Below are 15144 nucleotides of genomic sequence, written 5' to 3'. Positions count from 1 at the left end.
ATCTCGAGGTGTCCGAGCGCCGTTCGTTTCGGATGGAGACTGCCGACGTCGAGTACTGCGCCGACGGTCCGAGCCGGGTTGGGCAGCAAACGCATCGGGGTGCCGTTGATCGTGGCCGATCCCGACGTCGGTGACACCAGTCCGAGGAGCATCCGCAACGTGGTCGTCTTGCCCGAACCGTTCGGACCGAGAAACCCGGTGATCGAGCCCGCCTGAACGTCGAAGCTCAGGTCGTTGACCGCGCGCGCCGCCTTGAACGTCTTCGTCAACCCACGAATCTCGATGGGGGCAGAGAAGGATCCCATTGCGGTGTTCGTCAATGCTGCTCCCGGGTCGGCGGCGAATACGTGATGCGAGCCTACGGCCCGGACAGCTATCTGCGGATGGCCCGGCGTGTCTCCGTCTGGGGAAGCACTGCGGCATCGTCGGCAGGCATCACGATCAGGTGGTCGGTCCACCTGGCCGGTGCCGGTCCGAAGGCTTCGCGCGCATTCTTGACGACGCCCTTGCCGATTGCACGGTTGCCCGCACCGCCGATGACCGCACCGATTCCGGCCGGAACGAGCTTGCCGAGGATCAGTGCGCTGCGCTTCGCGGCGTACTTGGTCACGAATTTCCGCACGAGGGTGCTGTTCATTCCCCTCATCGTGGGTCCGGGAATCTTGCTCGTGATTGCCGTTCCCCAATTCTTGGCTGTGATTCCGGTGGCCTTCTGCACGATCTCCATACCGGATTCGCCGAGGGCGACTGCCAGGACCAGGGCACGTCGTTGCTGGTGATCCTGTACGGAGATTCCATGCACTGACGCAATTGCCAACGTCAGCAGCGCTGACGCCTCGAGGAAGAAAGCCGATTCCGCACCGACGGCAGCGATGGACGCGACCGTTCCGACGCCCGGCACGGCGGCGGTGGCGCCGACGGCACTGCCGCTTCCGGTCACGGCGAGAATGAACATCTTCTCCATCCGCTCGACGATCTGAGCAGGTGACTCGTCGGGGTGGGCCTTACGGACATGATTGACGTATTTGGCCACTGCGGGCGCTTGCAGGCGGCTTCCGTTGTCGAGAACGGAAACGAGGACCTTCTCGATACGCCCGCTGTCGTTGTTCGTCGACTTGCTCATTGCTGCCCCTCCACAGTTGTCCTCCTCTGAAGCGAGGTGGACCGTATCTCGAGAATAGGTGAAGTTTTCGCTGGCGGCGGTGATCACCGGGGCCATAGGCTCGTACGAGACTCGGTTTTCTTCGTGAGTTTTCCCAGGCAGGAGTTCGAGTGTTATGACCGCCACTTCGGAATCTCGTTCGACGACCATCTGGCCGACGCTGCGCTACCTCGACGCCCGTGCGGCAATCCACTTTCTGGTGAGCACCTTCGGTTTCGTGGAGAAGGCCGTCTACGGAGAGGGAGACGTGGTGGACCACGCCCAACTCGACTGGCCGGGCGGTGGCGGCATCATGTTGGGTTCGCCGCGCACCGATTCTGCGATCGCCGGCCTGCCGCCTGGAATCGGTTCGGTGTACATCGTCGTGGACGACGCGGACGCCGCCGATGCACTCCACGAACGCGCTGTCGCGGCGGGCGCCACGATCACGCAGGGATTGCGCGACGAGGACTACGGTTCGCGGGGGTTCACCTGCCGTGATCCCGAAGGTGTGTACTGGAGTTTCGGCACGTACGCAGGGGAGTAGCCCCCCGCGACCTACCTGGTGGCCCAGTGCTCTGCCGGAACCACTTCCGACGGGATGGGCGGATGAGGTGGTGTGCCGTCCCCGAACGGTCGGCCACCCAACTGTTCGCGTCCGTGCGGTTCGAGCCAGTGTGTCAATTCCGGTCCCTTGGGCACGATTCCGGAGGGATTGATCTCGGAATGCACGATGTAGTAGTGCGCTTTGATCTGTGTGAAGTCGATGGTGTCACCGAATCCGGGGGTTTGGAACAGATCGCGCGCGTAGTCCCACAGCACCGGCATCTCGCTGAGTTTGCTTCTGTTGCACTTGAAGTGGCCGTGATAGACGGGATCGAACCGCGCCAGCGTGGTGAACAGGCGCACATCGGCTTCGGTGATGGTGTCGCCCACCAGGAAACGTTGCCGGGCAAGACGTTCGGTGAGCCAGTCGAGGCGAGCGAACAGCGTGTCGTATGCCTCGTCGTACGCCTGCTGTGAACCGGCGAAACCGCAGCGGTAGACGCCGTTGTTGACGTCGCGAAAAACGTACTCGGCCACTTCGTCGATTTCGTTTCGCAGAGGCTCCGGGTACAGATCCGGTGCGCCTTCGCGGTGGTACTTCTTCCATTGCGTCGAGAAGTCGAGGGTGATCTGTGGGTAGTCGTTCGTGATCACCTTGCCCGTGGCGATCTCCACCATGGCGGGCACCGTGATTCCCCTGGGGTAGTCGGGATCTCGGGCGAAGTATGCGTCCTGCAGTCGCGGGATCTTCAGTACGGGATCGACGCCGCCCGGGTCGAGATCGAAAGTCCAGCTTCGCTTGTCGTGAACCGGACCGCAGATGCCCATCGACAGTACGTCTTCGAGGCCGAGCAGGCGGCGGACGATGATGGCGCGGTTTGCCCACGGGCAGGCACGTGCCACGATCAACCGGTATCGCCCGGGTTCGACGGGGTACCCGTCGCGGCCGTCCTCGGTGATCCGGGTCGGGATGTAGTTGGTGTCGCGTTTGAATTCACGACCCTCTTCGACGAATGTCGGTTCGCTCGCGCCGTCGTCCGTACTCATCCGCGGTCCCTCTCGTTCGAGTGTCAACTGGGCAGGTGCACGTGTACCCGAGCGTATGCCCCCAGAACGTCGAATTTGGCTTTACGTGGAAGCGTCGCTCCGATCGCACTGCCGCGACTTGTGCGTAGCTGCGGGATCAATCCGGAATCGAGAGCGTCCTCCGCAGCGAGAAGCGTTACTGCGCAGCCGATTCCGTGACGGCGATGCGCTGGAGCAGTCAGGGTCGTGAGATCTGCCACGAATCCCTGAAATTCGGAGTATGCCGCGCATCCGAGCACCTCGGCGGAATCGGTGAGGGCGGTGAACCACCGCGTCCGGTTCCCGAGGTCGGCTGTGGTGCTGTCGTCGGGTGGGCACAGCGCAGCGACGGCGAGGGCATCGTCGATGTCGTGGGAAATCAGTAGTTGCTCGTCGGGTGGCGCGTCCGTGTAGTCGCCGAGGAAAGCGAGATCGACGGGGCCGGTGATTCGGCCGCCGTGATCGCCGGCGATCTCGAGCAGGCGCGCCGGTTGCAGCAGGGCGTCGACGGAGACGTCCTCGGTGCGCTCGATGAACCACTGCGGCCCGACGATTGCACCTGAGCCTGCCAGATCGAGAACGTGGATGTCGTCGCCGACGACGCGGGCCGTGTGTGCCGGCCGAAGTGCCGAGTCGCCGAGGCCCAGTTCACGTGCCCAAGCGAGTCGGATGATGTCGAGGTGATGTTCGTCCACTCGCTACAGGCTAGTCCGATTCGAACGGGTTGATCGAGATGGACAGAGGTCGTATATTCCATGTGGACTATTTCAGGTGGAATAGTCAAGAAATAGTCAATTGCGGCTTGTCAGGGAGGGGGACTCATGGGTGACGTGTCTCTGACGCCTCTGGGAATCACCGTTCTGGGCCTGCTGTCCGAGCGTTCGATGCATCCGTACGAGATGTATCAACTGGCCTCGGTTCGCCGGGGCGATCAGTTGGTGAAGATCAAGCCGGGATCGCTCTATCACACGGTTTCCCGGTTGGAGAAGCAGGAACTTCTGGCTTCGATCGGGACCGATCGTGAGGGCAACCGGCCCGAACGGACGACGTACGAGATCACCGCCCGGGGCCGTGAGGCCCTCGAGCATCAACTACGTGAGATGTTGGCGGTTCCGGTGCGGGAGTATCCGCGGTTGCCGCTCGCGCTCGCTGAAATGCACAACCTCTCCGCGTCCACCGCGTGTCAGATGCTTCGAATTCGTCTCGCGCACCTCGACAAGACGATCGCGAAATTCGAGGCCGACTACGAAGCGCTGAAGGCGGCGGAAAAACCACGAATCTTCACGGTGGGCGCGGACTACGCCCACGCACTGACCGTCGCCGAAAGAGAGTGGATCGGCGCGTTGGTGACAGACATCGAGAGCGGCGAAATGCCCTGGCTCTCACAAGAACTTCTCGACCGGCTGGCCGGCTCCGCAGGCTCGTCCGCACTACCTAAGGACTGAAGATGGAAAAGCAGGTCAATCCCTGGCACGCGCTGTGGGCGCTGTGTATCGGGTTCTTCATGATTCTGGTGGACAGCACCATCGTCGCTGTCGCCAACCCTGCGATCATGGAGGACCTCGGCACCGACATCAACAAGGTCGTCTGGGTCACCAGCGCGTACCTGCTGGCGTACGCGGTGCCGCTGCTCGTCACCGGCCGGCTCGGTGACAGGTTCGGACCGAAGAACCTGTACATGATCGGCCTCGTACTGTTCACCGGCGCTTCACTGTGGTGTGGTCTGTCCGGCAGCGTCGAGATGCTCATCGTGGCAAGGGCTTTCCAGGGTCTGGGCGCCGCAATGATGACGCCTCAGACGATGGCCGTCATCACACGCACGTTCGCGCCGAACAAGCGTGGCGCCGCAATGGGCCTGTGGGGCGCGGTTGCCGGTGTTGCGACGCTGGTCGGTCCGCTTGCCGGTGGTGTGTTGGTCGACAATCTCGGCTGGGAATGGATCTTCATCGTCAACGTCCCGGTCGGTGTCATCGCCTTCCTCCTCGCGTGGAAGCTTGTTCCGTCGTTGCCGACCAGCGAGCACAAGTTCGACATCCCCGGCGTGATTCTCAGCGCCGCAGGCATGTTCCTGCTCGTGTTCGGAATCCAGGAAGGCAGTTCGTACGACTGGAACGGATTCGTCTGGAGCCTGATCGGCGCCGGTGTGGTGTTGCTCGCGGTGTTCGTGTTCTACCAGTCGCGCAACAAGAACGAGCCCTTGCTCCCACTCGAACTCTTCAAGGACCGCAACTTCTCGCTCGCCAACGTCGCGATCACCGCGATGGGCTTCGCGATCACGTCGATGGTCCTTCCGCTGATGTTCTACACCCAGGCAGTTCGCGGACTCTCCCCGACGCAGTCGGCGCTCCTCCTCGTTCCGATGGCCGTGCTGACCGGCATTTTTGCGCCGATCATCGGCAAGCTCGTCGACAAGACGCATCCGCGCTACATCGCGGGCACCGGCTTCCTGCTGTTCGCGATCGCCCTGGGCTGGCTGGCATTGGTTATGTCTCCCGACGTCGCGATCTGGGAACTGCTCCTGCCGATCGGCCTGATCGGCTTCGCCAACGCATGCATCTGGTCGCCGCTCGCGGCCACCGCCACACACAACCTGCCTCCGATGCAGGCCGGCGCCGGGGCGGGCGTCTACAACACCACCCGGCAGGTGGGTGCGGTTCTCGGCAGTGCCGCGATCGGAGCACTGATCACCGCACGATTGGCGGCACAGGGTCTGACCGGCGGCAGTTCCGAAGCCGGAGTGGGTCACCTACCCGAGTTCGTCCGTGAACCGTTCAGCACGGCGATGTCGGAGTCGATCTGGCTGCCCGCAGGCGTGCTGCTCATCGGCTTCGTCGCTTCGGTGTGCTTCGCTCGGCCTCTGCGCGGCGACGCACACGACGACGCGATGGCCGTCAGTGCCGAAGCGCGTCGGGAAACATCACTGCACGATTGAGATAGTCGCTCGGGTCCAGGGCTCGCTTGATCGCCCACATCGTGGCTATGTCCTCCGCAGAGAGGGCCAGGTTCAGATAGTTGCGTTTGAGCGAGCCCACCCCGTGCTCGGAACTGACGTTTCCGCCGTGATCGCGAACCAGTTCGAGGACGCTGCGGTACACGGTGTCGGCGTTCGGGCAGTTCAGGACGTTGAGGTGGATGTTTCCCTCGGCGACATGTCCGAAGAGGATCGGAATTGCCTCGGGGGCACGACTCGCGATCACCGCCGCGGCGTCCTCGGCGAAGGTGGCAAGCGAGTCCAGCGGCAGCGCCGCGTCGAATTTCAGTGGGGGACCGAACAGTCCGACCACTTCGGCGAAACACTCCCGCGCCGCCCACAAACGCGTCGAGCCGGGATCGTCGACCGCCACTGCCGGGGTCTGCGGTGGGTCGATGCGTTCGAGCAGCTCGGCCAGGTCTTCCAGCGGATCGTGGGCCGCGGACACCTCGGCGAGCAGGTACCACGGTCGCCCCGTCGGCACCGCGGCGTTCAAATGGCGTGCGGCCAATTCGAGTCCACGGCCGTCCACCAACTCCAATGCGTCGACGCCGTCGAGAGTGCGCAACGTGCGCCCCGCATCCACGACGTCTTGCAGTCGGTCGAAACCGGTCAGCGTCGTGACCCGGTGAGTCGGTACCCGTCGTAGTTTCAGATCGACTGCCGTGACCACCCCAAGAGTTCCCTCGCTGCCCACCCACAGTGCGGGCAGGTTGTATCCGGAATTGTCGGACAACACTTTCGGTGACCGGCGCACAGGAGTTCCGTCGGGGAGTACCACCTCGAGTCCGAGCACCTGTTCGGCCATGTTCCCGTATCGAACCGTGTGCAGGCCACCGGCATTGGTGGAGACCATGCCGCCGATCGTCGCAGTGTCCCGCGAGGCTATGTCGACACCGAACTTCAAACCGGCGGCGGCGGCCGCCGAATGTACCTGCGCGAGTGCCACTCCCGCACCGACGGTGATCCGACCGGCGGCAACATCGACTTCGCCGATCGCCTCGAGGCGTTCGGTGGAGAGCAGGACGTCGTCGTGCTCGGGCACCGTCCCGGCGACCAGACCGGTTCGCCCGCCCTGAATGGTGACCGGTACGCCGCGCGAGCGGCACACGTTCAGCACTGCCGAGACTTCGGCGGTATTTCCGGGTCGGACCAGAGCGCTGGCGCGCCCGCTGTAGCGCCCTGTCTGGTCGGTGGAACGGGTCGCCAACACGTCGGCGTCGTCGACGACGAACCGGTGTCCCACAACGTCCGCGAGTGCATTTCTCAGACCGTCCACCCGACGATCGTAGGCCGGTTCGATGTGGCAGTGTGGCGGCATGACTGCTCCCGAATCGCATCCCACCCGTCTCGAGCGCTTCACCACCGATGGTGGTGCCGAGGTGGCTGTCCTGACGTTCGCGCACGGACCACTCAATCTGTTCGATCAGGCCATGTTCGACGCCGTCATCGCCGATGTTGCAGCGCTGACCGAAAACCCACCGCGCGCTGTGCTTCTGCGCGCCGAGGGCAAGGTCAACTCGGCCGGCGTCGACGTCCATGTGTTCGACGGACTGAACCCGGAGCAGGGAGCGGAATTGTGGCGCGAACTGTTCGCCCAGATCTGCCATCCGCTCGAGGCGTTGCCGTGCCCGGTCATCTACGCGGCGCACGGGCTGACGCTGACTGCTGCCTTCGAGATCTCCTTGGCCTGCGACATCATCCTCGCGGCGCCGAAGGCGAAGTTCGGACTGGTCGAGACAGTGGTCGGTCTGACGCCGTCCATGGGTGGACCGCAGCGTTTGGCCGAGCGCGCCGGTTCCGGACGGGCTCGGGAGTTGGTCATGACCGGCGATCTCTACGACGCCGCAACTCTGCACTCGTGGGGCGTCGTCAATGCCGTTCACGACGATGTCGATGCTGCGGCGTGTGCCCTGGCGGCCCGGTTGGCGGACGGGCCCACGCGAGCCCACGACGCCACCAAGCAGATCGTGGCGGCCTGGCGTTCCGGCGGGATCGCCCACGCTGATTCGGTGACTCCCGGGGTGTCCGGTGCGCTGTTCGCCACCGATGACCTACGCGGCGCTGTCCGCAGTTTCCTCGAGGTCGGACCGGGCAAAGCGGTCTACTCCGGAAAGTAAGTTTGCGACGATTATCGCCAGAGACCTCCACGAACTGTGATCCACGTCATATAGTCGAATGGCCGGTGGGTTGTCAGTGACGTGGAGGTATCGATGCGGTCGACGCTTGTGGAATACCCGTGTTCGACTCAGCTCCTCGCCGACGCCCGTGTCACCCGTGCGGGTGACGGGGTGCTTCGGTACAGCCAACTCGACCCGTCGCTGTCCGAACTCCTCGATATCGCCGTTCATCGATTCTCCTCACGCATCGCGGTGGAGGAGGTCGACGGCGAGCAGGTCACCTTCGCGGAGTTGTGGGCCGAGGCGTCGCGGGTCGCAGGCGGGCTGAAGTCGCGAGGCGTCGAGATCGGTGACCGTGTGGCCATTCGCGTCGCCGCCGGGGTGAGGTGGATGGAGGCGTGCCTCGGCGTCATTCTCGCCGGCGGTGTTCCAGTCTCCGTGGGTGTTCATCTGAGCGACGACGCGGCGGACTTCGTCATCGCGGACAGTGGCTCGGTGTTGGTGCTCGACGGGGAACTCCCACACGGTGTTCCGTTCATCGACGACGGTGCCGCCCCGGAGGAGATGGCGATCCTCGCGTACACCGCCGATTCTTCGGGTGAAATGCTGGGCGTCGAGTTGAGCAACGAGAACGTGCTCTCCGCCATCGTCGGCATTCTGCACTCGCGCGATTACGGCGTCGAAGGTGTGCGCAATCTGTTGGTGGACAATGACTTCAAGTCGGTACGGCAATTCGTGCACGTGCTCGCGACGTTGGTGGTCGGTGGAACGGTGGTCCTCGCCGGCGACTTCTGGCGTGAGAGTGTGCATACCGTCGACATCGTGACCGGGCGGCCCGAGGATCTGCTCGAGCCACGGTTGCTCACCCTTGGACCGGCGGCGCGTGCCGGTTCGAGGTCGGTTCAGTGGATCGATTGCAGCGGGTCGCCGATCACGGCCGAACAGGAATCCAAGCTGCTGACCCTGTTCCCGGCCGCTCGGCATGTGATCGGGTGGGGCAAAACCGAGACCTGTGGGGCTGGTCTCATTCTGCCAACCGAGTCGGCGCCCACCCACCTCGGAAGCGTCGGAATCGCTTTCGGTGGAATGGAAGTGGCGTTGTACGGCCCGGATGCTCCAGGTGGTTTCGGTGAGTTGCTGTGCCGTGGACCGAGTGTCACGCGTCGGTATTGGAACTCGCCGCAAGCGACCTCGACGAGGTTCACCCAGGGGTGGTTCTGCACTCACGACACCGCGCAGATCGACCCCGATGGCTTCGTCCGTATTGTCGAACGCAACGTCGCGTAGTCACGCGAGCGTGGTCGACAAACGAGAGGGACATCATGGCGGACGAGGTTCTCACCGAGCGGCGCGGGCGGACACTGATCATCACCATCAACCGGCCCGAGGCGCGTAACGCCATCAACTCGGCGGTCAGTCACGCATTGGCCGCTGCGGTCGAAGAGCTCGATGCGGACGACGATCTGTCCTTGGCGGTGCTGACAGGATCCGGCGGAAACTTCTGTGCCGGTATGGATCTGAAGGCATTCGTGGCCGGCGAGAACGTACTCGTGCCGGGACGCGGTCTCGGATTCACGGAAGGGCCGCCGCGTAAGCCGATCATTTCGGCGGTCGAGGGCTTCGCGTTGGCAGGCGGCACGGAACTCGTGCTTGCCACCGACCTGGTGGTCGCGTCGTCCGAAGCGAAGTTCGGTATCCCGGAGGTCAAGCGAGGGCTGGTCGCAGGTGGAGGCGGATTGTTGCGCCTGCCCAAGCGGATTCCGTACCAGAAGGCATTGGAACTGGCCCTGACCGGTGACAGTTTCACAGCCGAGGAGGCCTACCGCTACGGCTTCGTGAACACGGTGACCGAGCCAGGTAAGGCGCTCGAAGGCGCGCTGGAGCTGGCTGATCGCATCACCCGCAACGGACCGCTCGCGGTTGCGGTCACCAAGGAGATCATCGTCAAGGCCGGCGGTTGGTCCGACGACGAAGCTTTCGCGAAGCAGTTGCAGGTCATGGCGCCGGTGTTCGCGTCCGAAGATGCACGCGAGGGCGCGACGGCGTTCGCCGAGAAGCGCGCCCCGGTCTGGAAGGGGCGGTAACACCGACATGGCTACACCTGTCGCAGAGCTGCACATGCACATCGAGGGTTCTCTGGAACCCGAACAGATTTACCGACTTGCCGAGCGCAATCGAATGGACTTGCCGTACAAGGATATCGACGATCTGAAGTCGAGGTACGAGTTCACCGATCTGCAGTCGTTCCTCGATCTCTACTTCGCCAACATGGCCGTCCTGCGCACCGCGGAGGATTTTGCCGACCTGACGCGAGCGTACTTCCGTCGCGCGGCTGCCGCCGGCGTCGCGCATGCCGAGTTCTTCTTCAATCCACAGGCGCACGTGGTCCGTGGTGTTCCGCTGACCGAGGTCCTGGACGGGATCATGGATGCGGTGGCATCGAGTGAGCGCGAGTTCGGGCTCAGCAGCGCGGCAATCGCCGCCATCCTCCGAGATCAGCCCGTCAAAGACGCCGAGGAGATCTTCTCCGAGATAATTCGCCTGCAGGCTCCGATCGTCGGGCTCGGACTCGACTCCGCGGAGGTCGGCAACCCGCCGTCACTGTTCGAGGACGTGTTCGCCCGCGCGCGTGCCGAGGGTTTGCACGTTGTGGCTCACGCCGGTGAAGAGGGACCGCCCGAGTACATCTGGCAGGCGCTCGACATTCTCGGCGCCGAGCGGATCGACCACGGAGTCCGGGCACTCGAGGATCCTGCCCTGATCGAGCGTCTGGTCGACGAGGAGATTCCACTGACGGTCTGCCCGTTGTCGAACGTTCGTCTGCGGGTGTTCGATTCGCTGTCGGATCATCCGCTTCGATCGATGCTCGAGATGGGTTTGATCGTCACGGTCAACTCCGACGACCCGGCCTACTTCGGGGGATACGTCGACGACAATTTCACCGAACTGGGCCGAGCCCTGGGTCTGACCGAGGCCGAGCGAGACACCCTCGCCCGGAACTCGATCAAAGCCTCGTTTGCGAGCGATGCGCGAAAAGCGGAACTGCTGCGGCGCTGACCGTCAGTCGCCCAGCACCTGACGCAAGTATTCGTTGTCGAACACACGATTCGCGTCGTACTTGTCTCGAACGGCGACAAAGTCGTCGAGTCGGTCGTACGTCGGACGCAGGTCGTCGACGGTCCGGTTGTGCATTTTTCCCCAATGCGGCCGGCCGTCGACGGCGCGCGCGATGGCTTCCACCGCGGCGAAGTACTCCGTTTCGGGTCGGCGGTGGTACTGGTGTACCGCGATGTATGCGGTGTCGCGTCCGTGAGCAGTGGAGAGCCAGAGGTCGTCGGCGGCAGCGAAACGTACTTCGACGGGGAAAGCGACGTTGGTTCCGGACTTCTTCATCCAGCGATCGATTTCGTGAAGTGTCTCGGTGACGTGTTCGCGGGGAATCGCGTATTCCATCTCCTTGAACTTCACCCGGCGCGAAGACGCGAATACCCGGTAGCTGCGATCTGTGAACTCGCGGGCGCCGAGCAATCGGGACGACACGTTGTTGATTCTCGGGATCGCGGCCGGTGCCAGGGTGGCAACGCGGTTGACACCTTCGAAGAGTGTGTTCGAGAGGAGTTCGTCGTCGACGAACGCGCGGACCTTGCCCACCGGATCGGGTTCGGTATCTCCGGGGAGTCGCGTATTGCTCTTCGTCAGGACACGATCGGTGTGCGGAAACCAGTAGAACTCGAAGTGGTCCAAGCCCAGACGATCGCTCTCGAGGGTGTCCAGTATGTGAGACAGCGTGTCGGGTTCCTCGATTGCGCGAAGTGTGAATCGCGGGACGCAGGCGAGAGTGATCTTCGAAATGATGCCGATTGCGCCCAATCCGAGGCGGCCTGCTTCGAACAATTCGACGTTTTCGTCGGCGCTTGCGGTAACGACGGATCCGTCGGCGAGAACGATCTCGATTCCGCGAATCTGCGTGGCGATACCGCCGAATCGTGCGCCGGTGCCGTGTGTGCCGGTGGACGTCGCGCCGGCCAGTGACTGGACGTCGATGTCACCGAGATTGGCCATCGCATATCCGCGTTGCCACAAGGCGTCGTTGAGAGCATGAAGGCGAGTGCCTGCAAAAACAGTGACCAGCGCACCGTCGTCGGTCGGTGTGATCGAGTCGATTCCGCTCAAGTTGTCCAGGCTGACGAGGACACCGTCAGTGACCGCGACACCGGTGAACGAGTGGCCGGCGCCGACGGCCTTCATACGTTGGCCACGCGAGGCGGCCTCGGCGACCAACGACGAAAGTTCACGGGTATTTGTCGGCGTCGCAAAGCGACGCGGCGCGGCGCTTTGAGTGCCCGCCCAGTTCTGCCAAGTGTCCGAAGCCATTACGCAATAATGTACTTGGACGGTCGTCCAGGCAAGTATTGCGCGAAGATTTTGTCATTTGCGTTCTACGATCATTGGATGCTGAACAGGCTCCCGGCGGACGAACGCCGCACACAATTGGTCGAGTCCGCCTTGTCTATTGCGGAACAGCGCGGTGTCAGTTCTGTGACGGTAAGGGCGGTGGCAGAGGAGGCCGGGGTATCGCTCGGCGTCGTTCATTACTGCTTCGAGAGCAAGGAAGCGCTGATCGCGGCGATGGGTGAAACGCTCATTCTGCAGCTCAGTGCGTCGATGCAGTATGCGTTCGCGCAGGTCCGCCATGCGCCGGATCTCAGTGGCGTGCAGGGGCTCAGGGAATTGCTGCACATCGGCCTGACCGGAATGTGGCCGACCATCGAGGCAACCCCGGATCGCCAGTTGTTGACCTACGAAATTACTGCGCAGGCACTGCGTAGTCGCAATCTCGGAGCCGAACGTGCTGGGGCGGTTGCATTTGAGCAGTACCGAATCATGGATGAGCTCGCGGTGTCGTTTCTCGAAGAGTGCGCCAAGATATCGGGCACGGTGTGGACGGAGCCGTTGAGTTCGATTGCGCGACTGAGTCTTGCAATGATCGACGGCCTTGTTCTGCGATGGCTGGTCGATCGTGACTCCGACGCGACTATTGCCGAGTTCGGAGAAATGGTTCAGGTAATCGCCAACAAAGCCGTGGTCGCGCCTCAGTAGAACCGCCATCCTGGACATACGTCCAGGATTGGTGATTGACTGGTCGCACGCCGCGACGATTGGATCATCTGTGACCAGGACCCTTGATCGACTCACTGCTGCCACGCGAGAACTCGACCCGCCTCTGGCTGCTCTGGATCTGACCACACTGCGCAGTAATGCAGCCGACCTGGTGCGCCGCGCCGGTGGAACCCCGGTGCGAGTGGCGAGCAAATCGGTTCGTTGTCGGACGGTTCTGGCTGAAACTCTCGGCGACACACTGACCGCGTCCGGCGGATTCCGCGGAATCATGGCGTACTCACTGCGCGAGGCTCTGTGGCTGGTCGGGCTCGGCGCACGGGACATCCTGATGGGGTACCCGACCGCCGATCGTGGCGCCATCGCGGATCTCGCTGCCGACGACACCGCTCTCGCATCGATCACCTTGATGGTCGACGACGATGCGCAGTTGGACCTCATTCGTTCGGCGTCGACGGGGGATGCGCCTGTCCGCGTGTGTCTCGACGTCGACGCGTCACTGCGGATCGGCCCGATCCATCTGGGCGTACGACGCTCGCCGCTGCGCGAACCTGCCGCGGTCGCCGCACTCGCGGCGCGTGCGCGCCAACGCGGATTCTCCGTCGTCGGAGTGATGTTCTACGAAGCCCAGATCGCCGGCCTTCCTGACACCAGTGCTCCGATCGGTTGGGTCAAGAAGGCCTCTGCCCGCGAACTGGCGTCCAGAAGGGGCGCTGTGGTCGCGGCCGTCACCGATGCCGTGGGTGCACTCGAGATCGTCAACAGCGGCGGTACGGGGTCGCTGGAGGTCAGCTCGGCCGATCCTGTGGTGACCGAGGTAACAGCAGGCTCCGGACTGTACGTACCGACCCTGTTCGACCGCTACCGTGCCTTCCGTCCCGATCCGGCGCTGTTCTTCGCGCTGTCGGCCGTGCGCAAACCGACGCCGTCGGTCACGACCCTGTTCGGTGGCGGATACATCGCGTCCGGACCTGCGGGAGCCACCCGCGTTCCGTCACCGGTCTGGCCCGCTGGTCTCAAACTGCTCCGCAACGAAGGGGCAGGCGAAGTCCAGACGCCGGTCACCGGGAAGGAAGCCGGAAACATCGCGATCGGCGACCGCGTGTGGTTCCGTCACGCCAAAGCCGGCGAGCTGTGCGAGCGCTTCGACCGCGTGTACGTGGTCGAAGCCGACGGCACCCGAACCTCGGTTCCCACCTATCGCGGCGAAGGGCAGTGCTTCGGGTAGGGCAGTGCTTCGGGTAAGACAGGCTTCGGCTAGCTCGTCAGCCTCATGAATGCACCCAGTTCGACCAATCCCGCAGGCGTACTGGGCATGTACTGCGTCAACGCGTGCGATCGAACGATGATCGCGCACCACTTGCCGCGTGAGACAGCAACATTGAGACGGTTTCGCGACAGCAGGAACGACATCCCTCGCGGGACGTCCTCGACGGCAGATGCGGCCATCGACACGATTGCCACCGCAGCCTCGCGGCCCTGGAACTTGTCGACGGTCCCGACCTCGACCTCCGTGAGACCGGCCTCGGTGAGATCGCGCTCGACGGTGCCCACCTGGGCGTTGTACGCCGCGACCACGAGAATGTCCGACTGCTCCAGCGGCCTGGTTCCCTCGAACTCGCTCGGGTCGGTCCAAGGCGTACCGAGAAGGCCCTGGATCTGGCGAACGATTTCCTGGGACTCTTCCGGGGAGTAGGTGGAATTGCCGCGGTGATCGACGAACACCGTGTGTACTCCGGCAGCGAGTCCGTCGAGTTTTCTTGCCGCACTCACGGTTTCCTGGGAATGCAGCTTGCCCTCGTACGACAATGCGGACACGGGCGCACACAGATCCGGGTGCATCCGCCACGTTTTCTCGAGGAAGTAGCCGAGTTCGGGTGGCAGTGCGCCGTGTCCCTCGGCGAGCCAACCGAGTGCCGATTCGTCGACCGGTTCGGGGTGAGTGCCTTGGCTCACCTGCGGCAACTGCTGCGGATCGCCCAGCAGCAACAGGTTTCGCGCGGAAATCGCGACGGCAATGGTGTTCGCCAGCGCGAATTGGCCTGCTTCGTCCACGACGAGCAAGTCCAAGCTGCCCGCTGGAACACGATCGGTGTTCGCGAAGTCCCACGCAGTGCCGCCGATGACACAGCCGACGCCTTCGGCCTCGGCGATGAATCCCGCATATTCTTCGGATGCGATGT

Annotated in this window: 16 protein-coding genes; 9 read left to right on the top strand and 7 right to left on the bottom strand. The window is 63.5% G+C overall.

The genetic code is table 11. The annotated features are described in order from the left end of the window. A partial coding sequence (locus tag A2J01_RS08425; RefSeq protein ID WP_156519215.1) for an ATP-binding cassette domain-containing protein occupies nucleotides 1-305 on the bottom strand: 305 nt, incomplete at its 3' end. A gap of 68 nt (nucleotides 306-373) precedes the next feature. Continuing rightward, a complete protein-coding gene (locus A2J01_RS08420; RefSeq protein WP_003945111.1) occupies nucleotides 374-1123 on the bottom strand; it encodes a hypothetical protein in 750 nt (249 codons plus the stop codon). A 154-nt stretch (nucleotides 1124-1277) separates the two neighbouring features. On the opposite strand from A2J01_RS08420, the gene A2J01_RS08415 reads away from it, so the two are divergent. Next, nucleotides 1278-1688, top strand: a complete 411-nt coding sequence (locus A2J01_RS08415; RefSeq protein ID WP_003945129.1) for a VOC family protein — start codon at nucleotides 1278-1280, stop codon at nucleotides 1686-1688. Nucleotides 1689-1699: 11 nt separating this feature from the next. Here A2J01_RS08415 and A2J01_RS08410 read toward each other — a convergent pair whose 3' ends face one another. Together A2J01_RS08410 and A2J01_RS08405 are read right to left on the bottom strand one after the other, a co-directional pair. Beyond that, the gene (locus A2J01_RS08410) at nucleotides 1700-2734 is read right to left on the bottom strand and encodes a glutathione S-transferase family protein (protein WP_064112509.1); all 1035 of its coding nucleotides are present in this window, start codon (nucleotides 2732-2734) and stop codon (nucleotides 1700-1702) included. Between the two features lie 23 nt (nucleotides 2735-2757). Continuing rightward, nucleotides 2758-3447 carry a hypothetical protein gene (locus tag A2J01_RS08405; protein ID WP_064112508.1) on the bottom strand — a complete coding sequence of 230 codons (690 nt, stop codon included), beginning with the start codon at nucleotides 3445-3447 and terminating at the stop codon, nucleotides 2758-2760. A gap of 126 nt (nucleotides 3448-3573) precedes the next feature. Here A2J01_RS08405 and A2J01_RS08400 point away from each other — a divergent pair, with 126 nt between their 5' ends. Both A2J01_RS08400 and A2J01_RS08395 read left to right on the top strand, forming a co-directional pair. Beyond that, on the top strand, nucleotides 3574-4197 hold the full coding sequence (locus A2J01_RS08400; RefSeq protein WP_007736146.1) for a PadR family transcriptional regulator: 624 nt from the start codon (nucleotides 3574-3576) through the stop codon (nucleotides 4195-4197). A 2-nt stretch (nucleotides 4198-4199) separates the two neighbouring features. Next, nucleotides 4200-5684 carry a DHA2 family efflux MFS transporter permease subunit gene (locus A2J01_RS08395; RefSeq protein ID WP_003945132.1) on the top strand — a complete coding sequence of 495 codons (1485 nt, stop codon included), beginning with the start codon at nucleotides 4200-4202 and terminating at the stop codon, nucleotides 5682-5684. Here A2J01_RS08395 and A2J01_RS08390 read toward each other — a convergent pair. Then, nucleotides 5644-7044 (bottom strand): FAD-binding oxidoreductase, encoded by a 1401-nt coding sequence (locus tag A2J01_RS08390; RefSeq protein ID WP_064112507.1) that lies wholly within the window; start codon nucleotides 7042-7044, stop codon nucleotides 5644-5646. The two genes, A2J01_RS08395 and A2J01_RS08390, sit on opposite strands and share 41 nt — an antisense overlap. On the opposite strand from A2J01_RS08390, the gene A2J01_RS08385 reads away from it, so the two are divergent. From A2J01_RS08385 to A2J01_RS08370, 4 genes are all read left to right on the top strand, one after another. Next, nucleotides 7043-7843 carry an enoyl-CoA hydratase/isomerase family protein gene (locus A2J01_RS08385; RefSeq protein ID WP_064112506.1) on the top strand — a complete coding sequence of 267 codons (801 nt, stop codon included), beginning with the start codon at nucleotides 7043-7045 and terminating at the stop codon, nucleotides 7841-7843. The two genes, A2J01_RS08390 and A2J01_RS08385, sit on opposite strands and share 2 nt — an antisense overlap. Before the next feature lie 93 nt (nucleotides 7844-7936). Next, the gene (locus tag A2J01_RS08380; protein WP_030536925.1) at nucleotides 7937-9130 is read left to right on the top strand and encodes a class I adenylate-forming enzyme family protein; all 1194 of its coding nucleotides are present in this window, start codon (nucleotides 7937-7939) and stop codon (nucleotides 9128-9130) included. 35 nt (nucleotides 9131-9165) lie between these two features. Beyond that, nucleotides 9166-9927, top strand: coding sequence for a crotonase/enoyl-CoA hydratase family protein (locus A2J01_RS08375; protein ID WP_064112505.1), 762 nt, complete (start codon nucleotides 9166-9168; stop codon nucleotides 9925-9927). Nucleotides 9928-9934: 7 nt separating this feature from the next. Continuing rightward, the gene (locus A2J01_RS08370) at nucleotides 9935-10900 is read left to right on the top strand and encodes an adenosine deaminase (RefSeq protein ID WP_019749316.1); all 966 of its coding nucleotides are present in this window, start codon (nucleotides 9935-9937) and stop codon (nucleotides 10898-10900) included. Nucleotides 10901-10903: 3 nt separating this feature from the next. Here the strand turns inward: A2J01_RS08370 and A2J01_RS08365 are convergent, their stop codons facing one another. Next, nucleotides 10904-12217 (bottom strand): D-arabinono-1,4-lactone oxidase, encoded by a 1314-nt coding sequence (locus A2J01_RS08365; protein WP_064112504.1) that lies wholly within the window; start codon nucleotides 12215-12217, stop codon nucleotides 10904-10906. Nucleotides 12218-12295: 78 nt separating this feature from the next. Between A2J01_RS08365 and A2J01_RS08360 the strand changes: the two genes are divergently transcribed. Then, nucleotides 12296-12943 (top strand): TetR/AcrR family transcriptional regulator, encoded by a 648-nt coding sequence (locus A2J01_RS08360; RefSeq protein ID WP_020908434.1) that lies wholly within the window; start codon nucleotides 12296-12298, stop codon nucleotides 12941-12943. Nucleotides 12944-13013: 70 nt separating this feature from the next. Next, nucleotides 13014-14189 (top strand): amino acid deaminase/aldolase, encoded by a 1176-nt coding sequence (locus A2J01_RS08355; protein ID WP_003945107.1) that lies wholly within the window; start codon nucleotides 13014-13016, stop codon nucleotides 14187-14189. Between the two features lie 29 nt (nucleotides 14190-14218). On the opposite strand, the gene A2J01_RS08350 is transcribed toward A2J01_RS08355, so the two are convergent. Further along, the coding region (locus A2J01_RS08350; RefSeq protein WP_197494182.1) for a DEAD/DEAH box helicase at nucleotides 14219-15144 on the bottom strand (926 nt) is incomplete at its 5' end.

The sequence above is a fragment of the Rhodococcus sp. EPR-134 genome (genome assembly GCF_001647205.1).
GTDB classification, from domain to species: domain Bacteria; phylum Actinomycetota; class Actinomycetes; order Mycobacteriales; family Mycobacteriaceae; genus Rhodococcus_F; species Rhodococcus_F qingshengii.
The sequence above is the reverse complement of the archived record's forward strand: the minus strand, read 5'-3'. Positions and strand labels throughout refer to the sequence as shown.

What these genes read in the sequence shown, in the direction of transcription:
- A2J01_RS08420 (WP_003945111.1), bottom strand. Translation starts at nt 1,123, where the DNA reads ATGAGCAAGTCGACGAACAACGACAGCGGGCGTATCGAGAAGGTCCTC.
- A2J01_RS08415 (WP_003945129.1), top strand. Translation starts at nt 1,278, where the DNA reads ATGACCGCCACTTCGGAATCTCGTTCGACGACCATCTGGCCGACGCTG.
- A2J01_RS08410 (WP_064112509.1), bottom strand. Translation starts at nt 2,734, where the DNA reads ATGAGTACGGACGACGGCGCGAGCGAACCGACATTCGTCGAAGAGGGT.
- A2J01_RS08400 (WP_007736146.1), top strand. Translation starts at nt 3,574, where the DNA reads ATGGGTGACGTGTCTCTGACGCCTCTGGGAATCACCGTTCTGGGCCTG.
- A2J01_RS08395 (WP_003945132.1), top strand. Translation starts at nt 4,200, where the DNA reads ATGGAAAAGCAGGTCAATCCCTGGCACGCGCTGTGGGCGCTGTGTATC.
- A2J01_RS08385 (WP_064112506.1), top strand. Translation starts at nt 7,043, where the DNA reads ATGACTGCTCCCGAATCGCATCCCACCCGTCTCGAGCGCTTCACCACC.
- A2J01_RS08390 (WP_064112507.1), bottom strand. Translation starts at nt 7,044, where the DNA reads ATGCCGCCACACTGCCACATCGAACCGGCCTACGATCGTCGGGTGGAC.
- A2J01_RS08380 (WP_030536925.1), top strand. Translation starts at nt 7,937, where the DNA reads ATGCGGTCGACGCTTGTGGAATACCCGTGTTCGACTCAGCTCCTCGCC.
- A2J01_RS08375 (WP_064112505.1), top strand. Translation starts at nt 9,166, where the DNA reads ATGGCGGACGAGGTTCTCACCGAGCGGCGCGGGCGGACACTGATCATC.
- A2J01_RS08370 (WP_019749316.1), top strand. Translation starts at nt 9,935, where the DNA reads ATGGCTACACCTGTCGCAGAGCTGCACATGCACATCGAGGGTTCTCTG.
- A2J01_RS08365 (WP_064112504.1), bottom strand. Translation starts at nt 12,217, where the DNA reads ATGGCTTCGGACACTTGGCAGAACTGGGCGGGCACTCAAAGCGCCGCG.
- A2J01_RS08360 (WP_020908434.1), top strand. Translation starts at nt 12,296, where the DNA reads ATGCTGAACAGGCTCCCGGCGGACGAACGCCGCACACAATTGGTCGAG.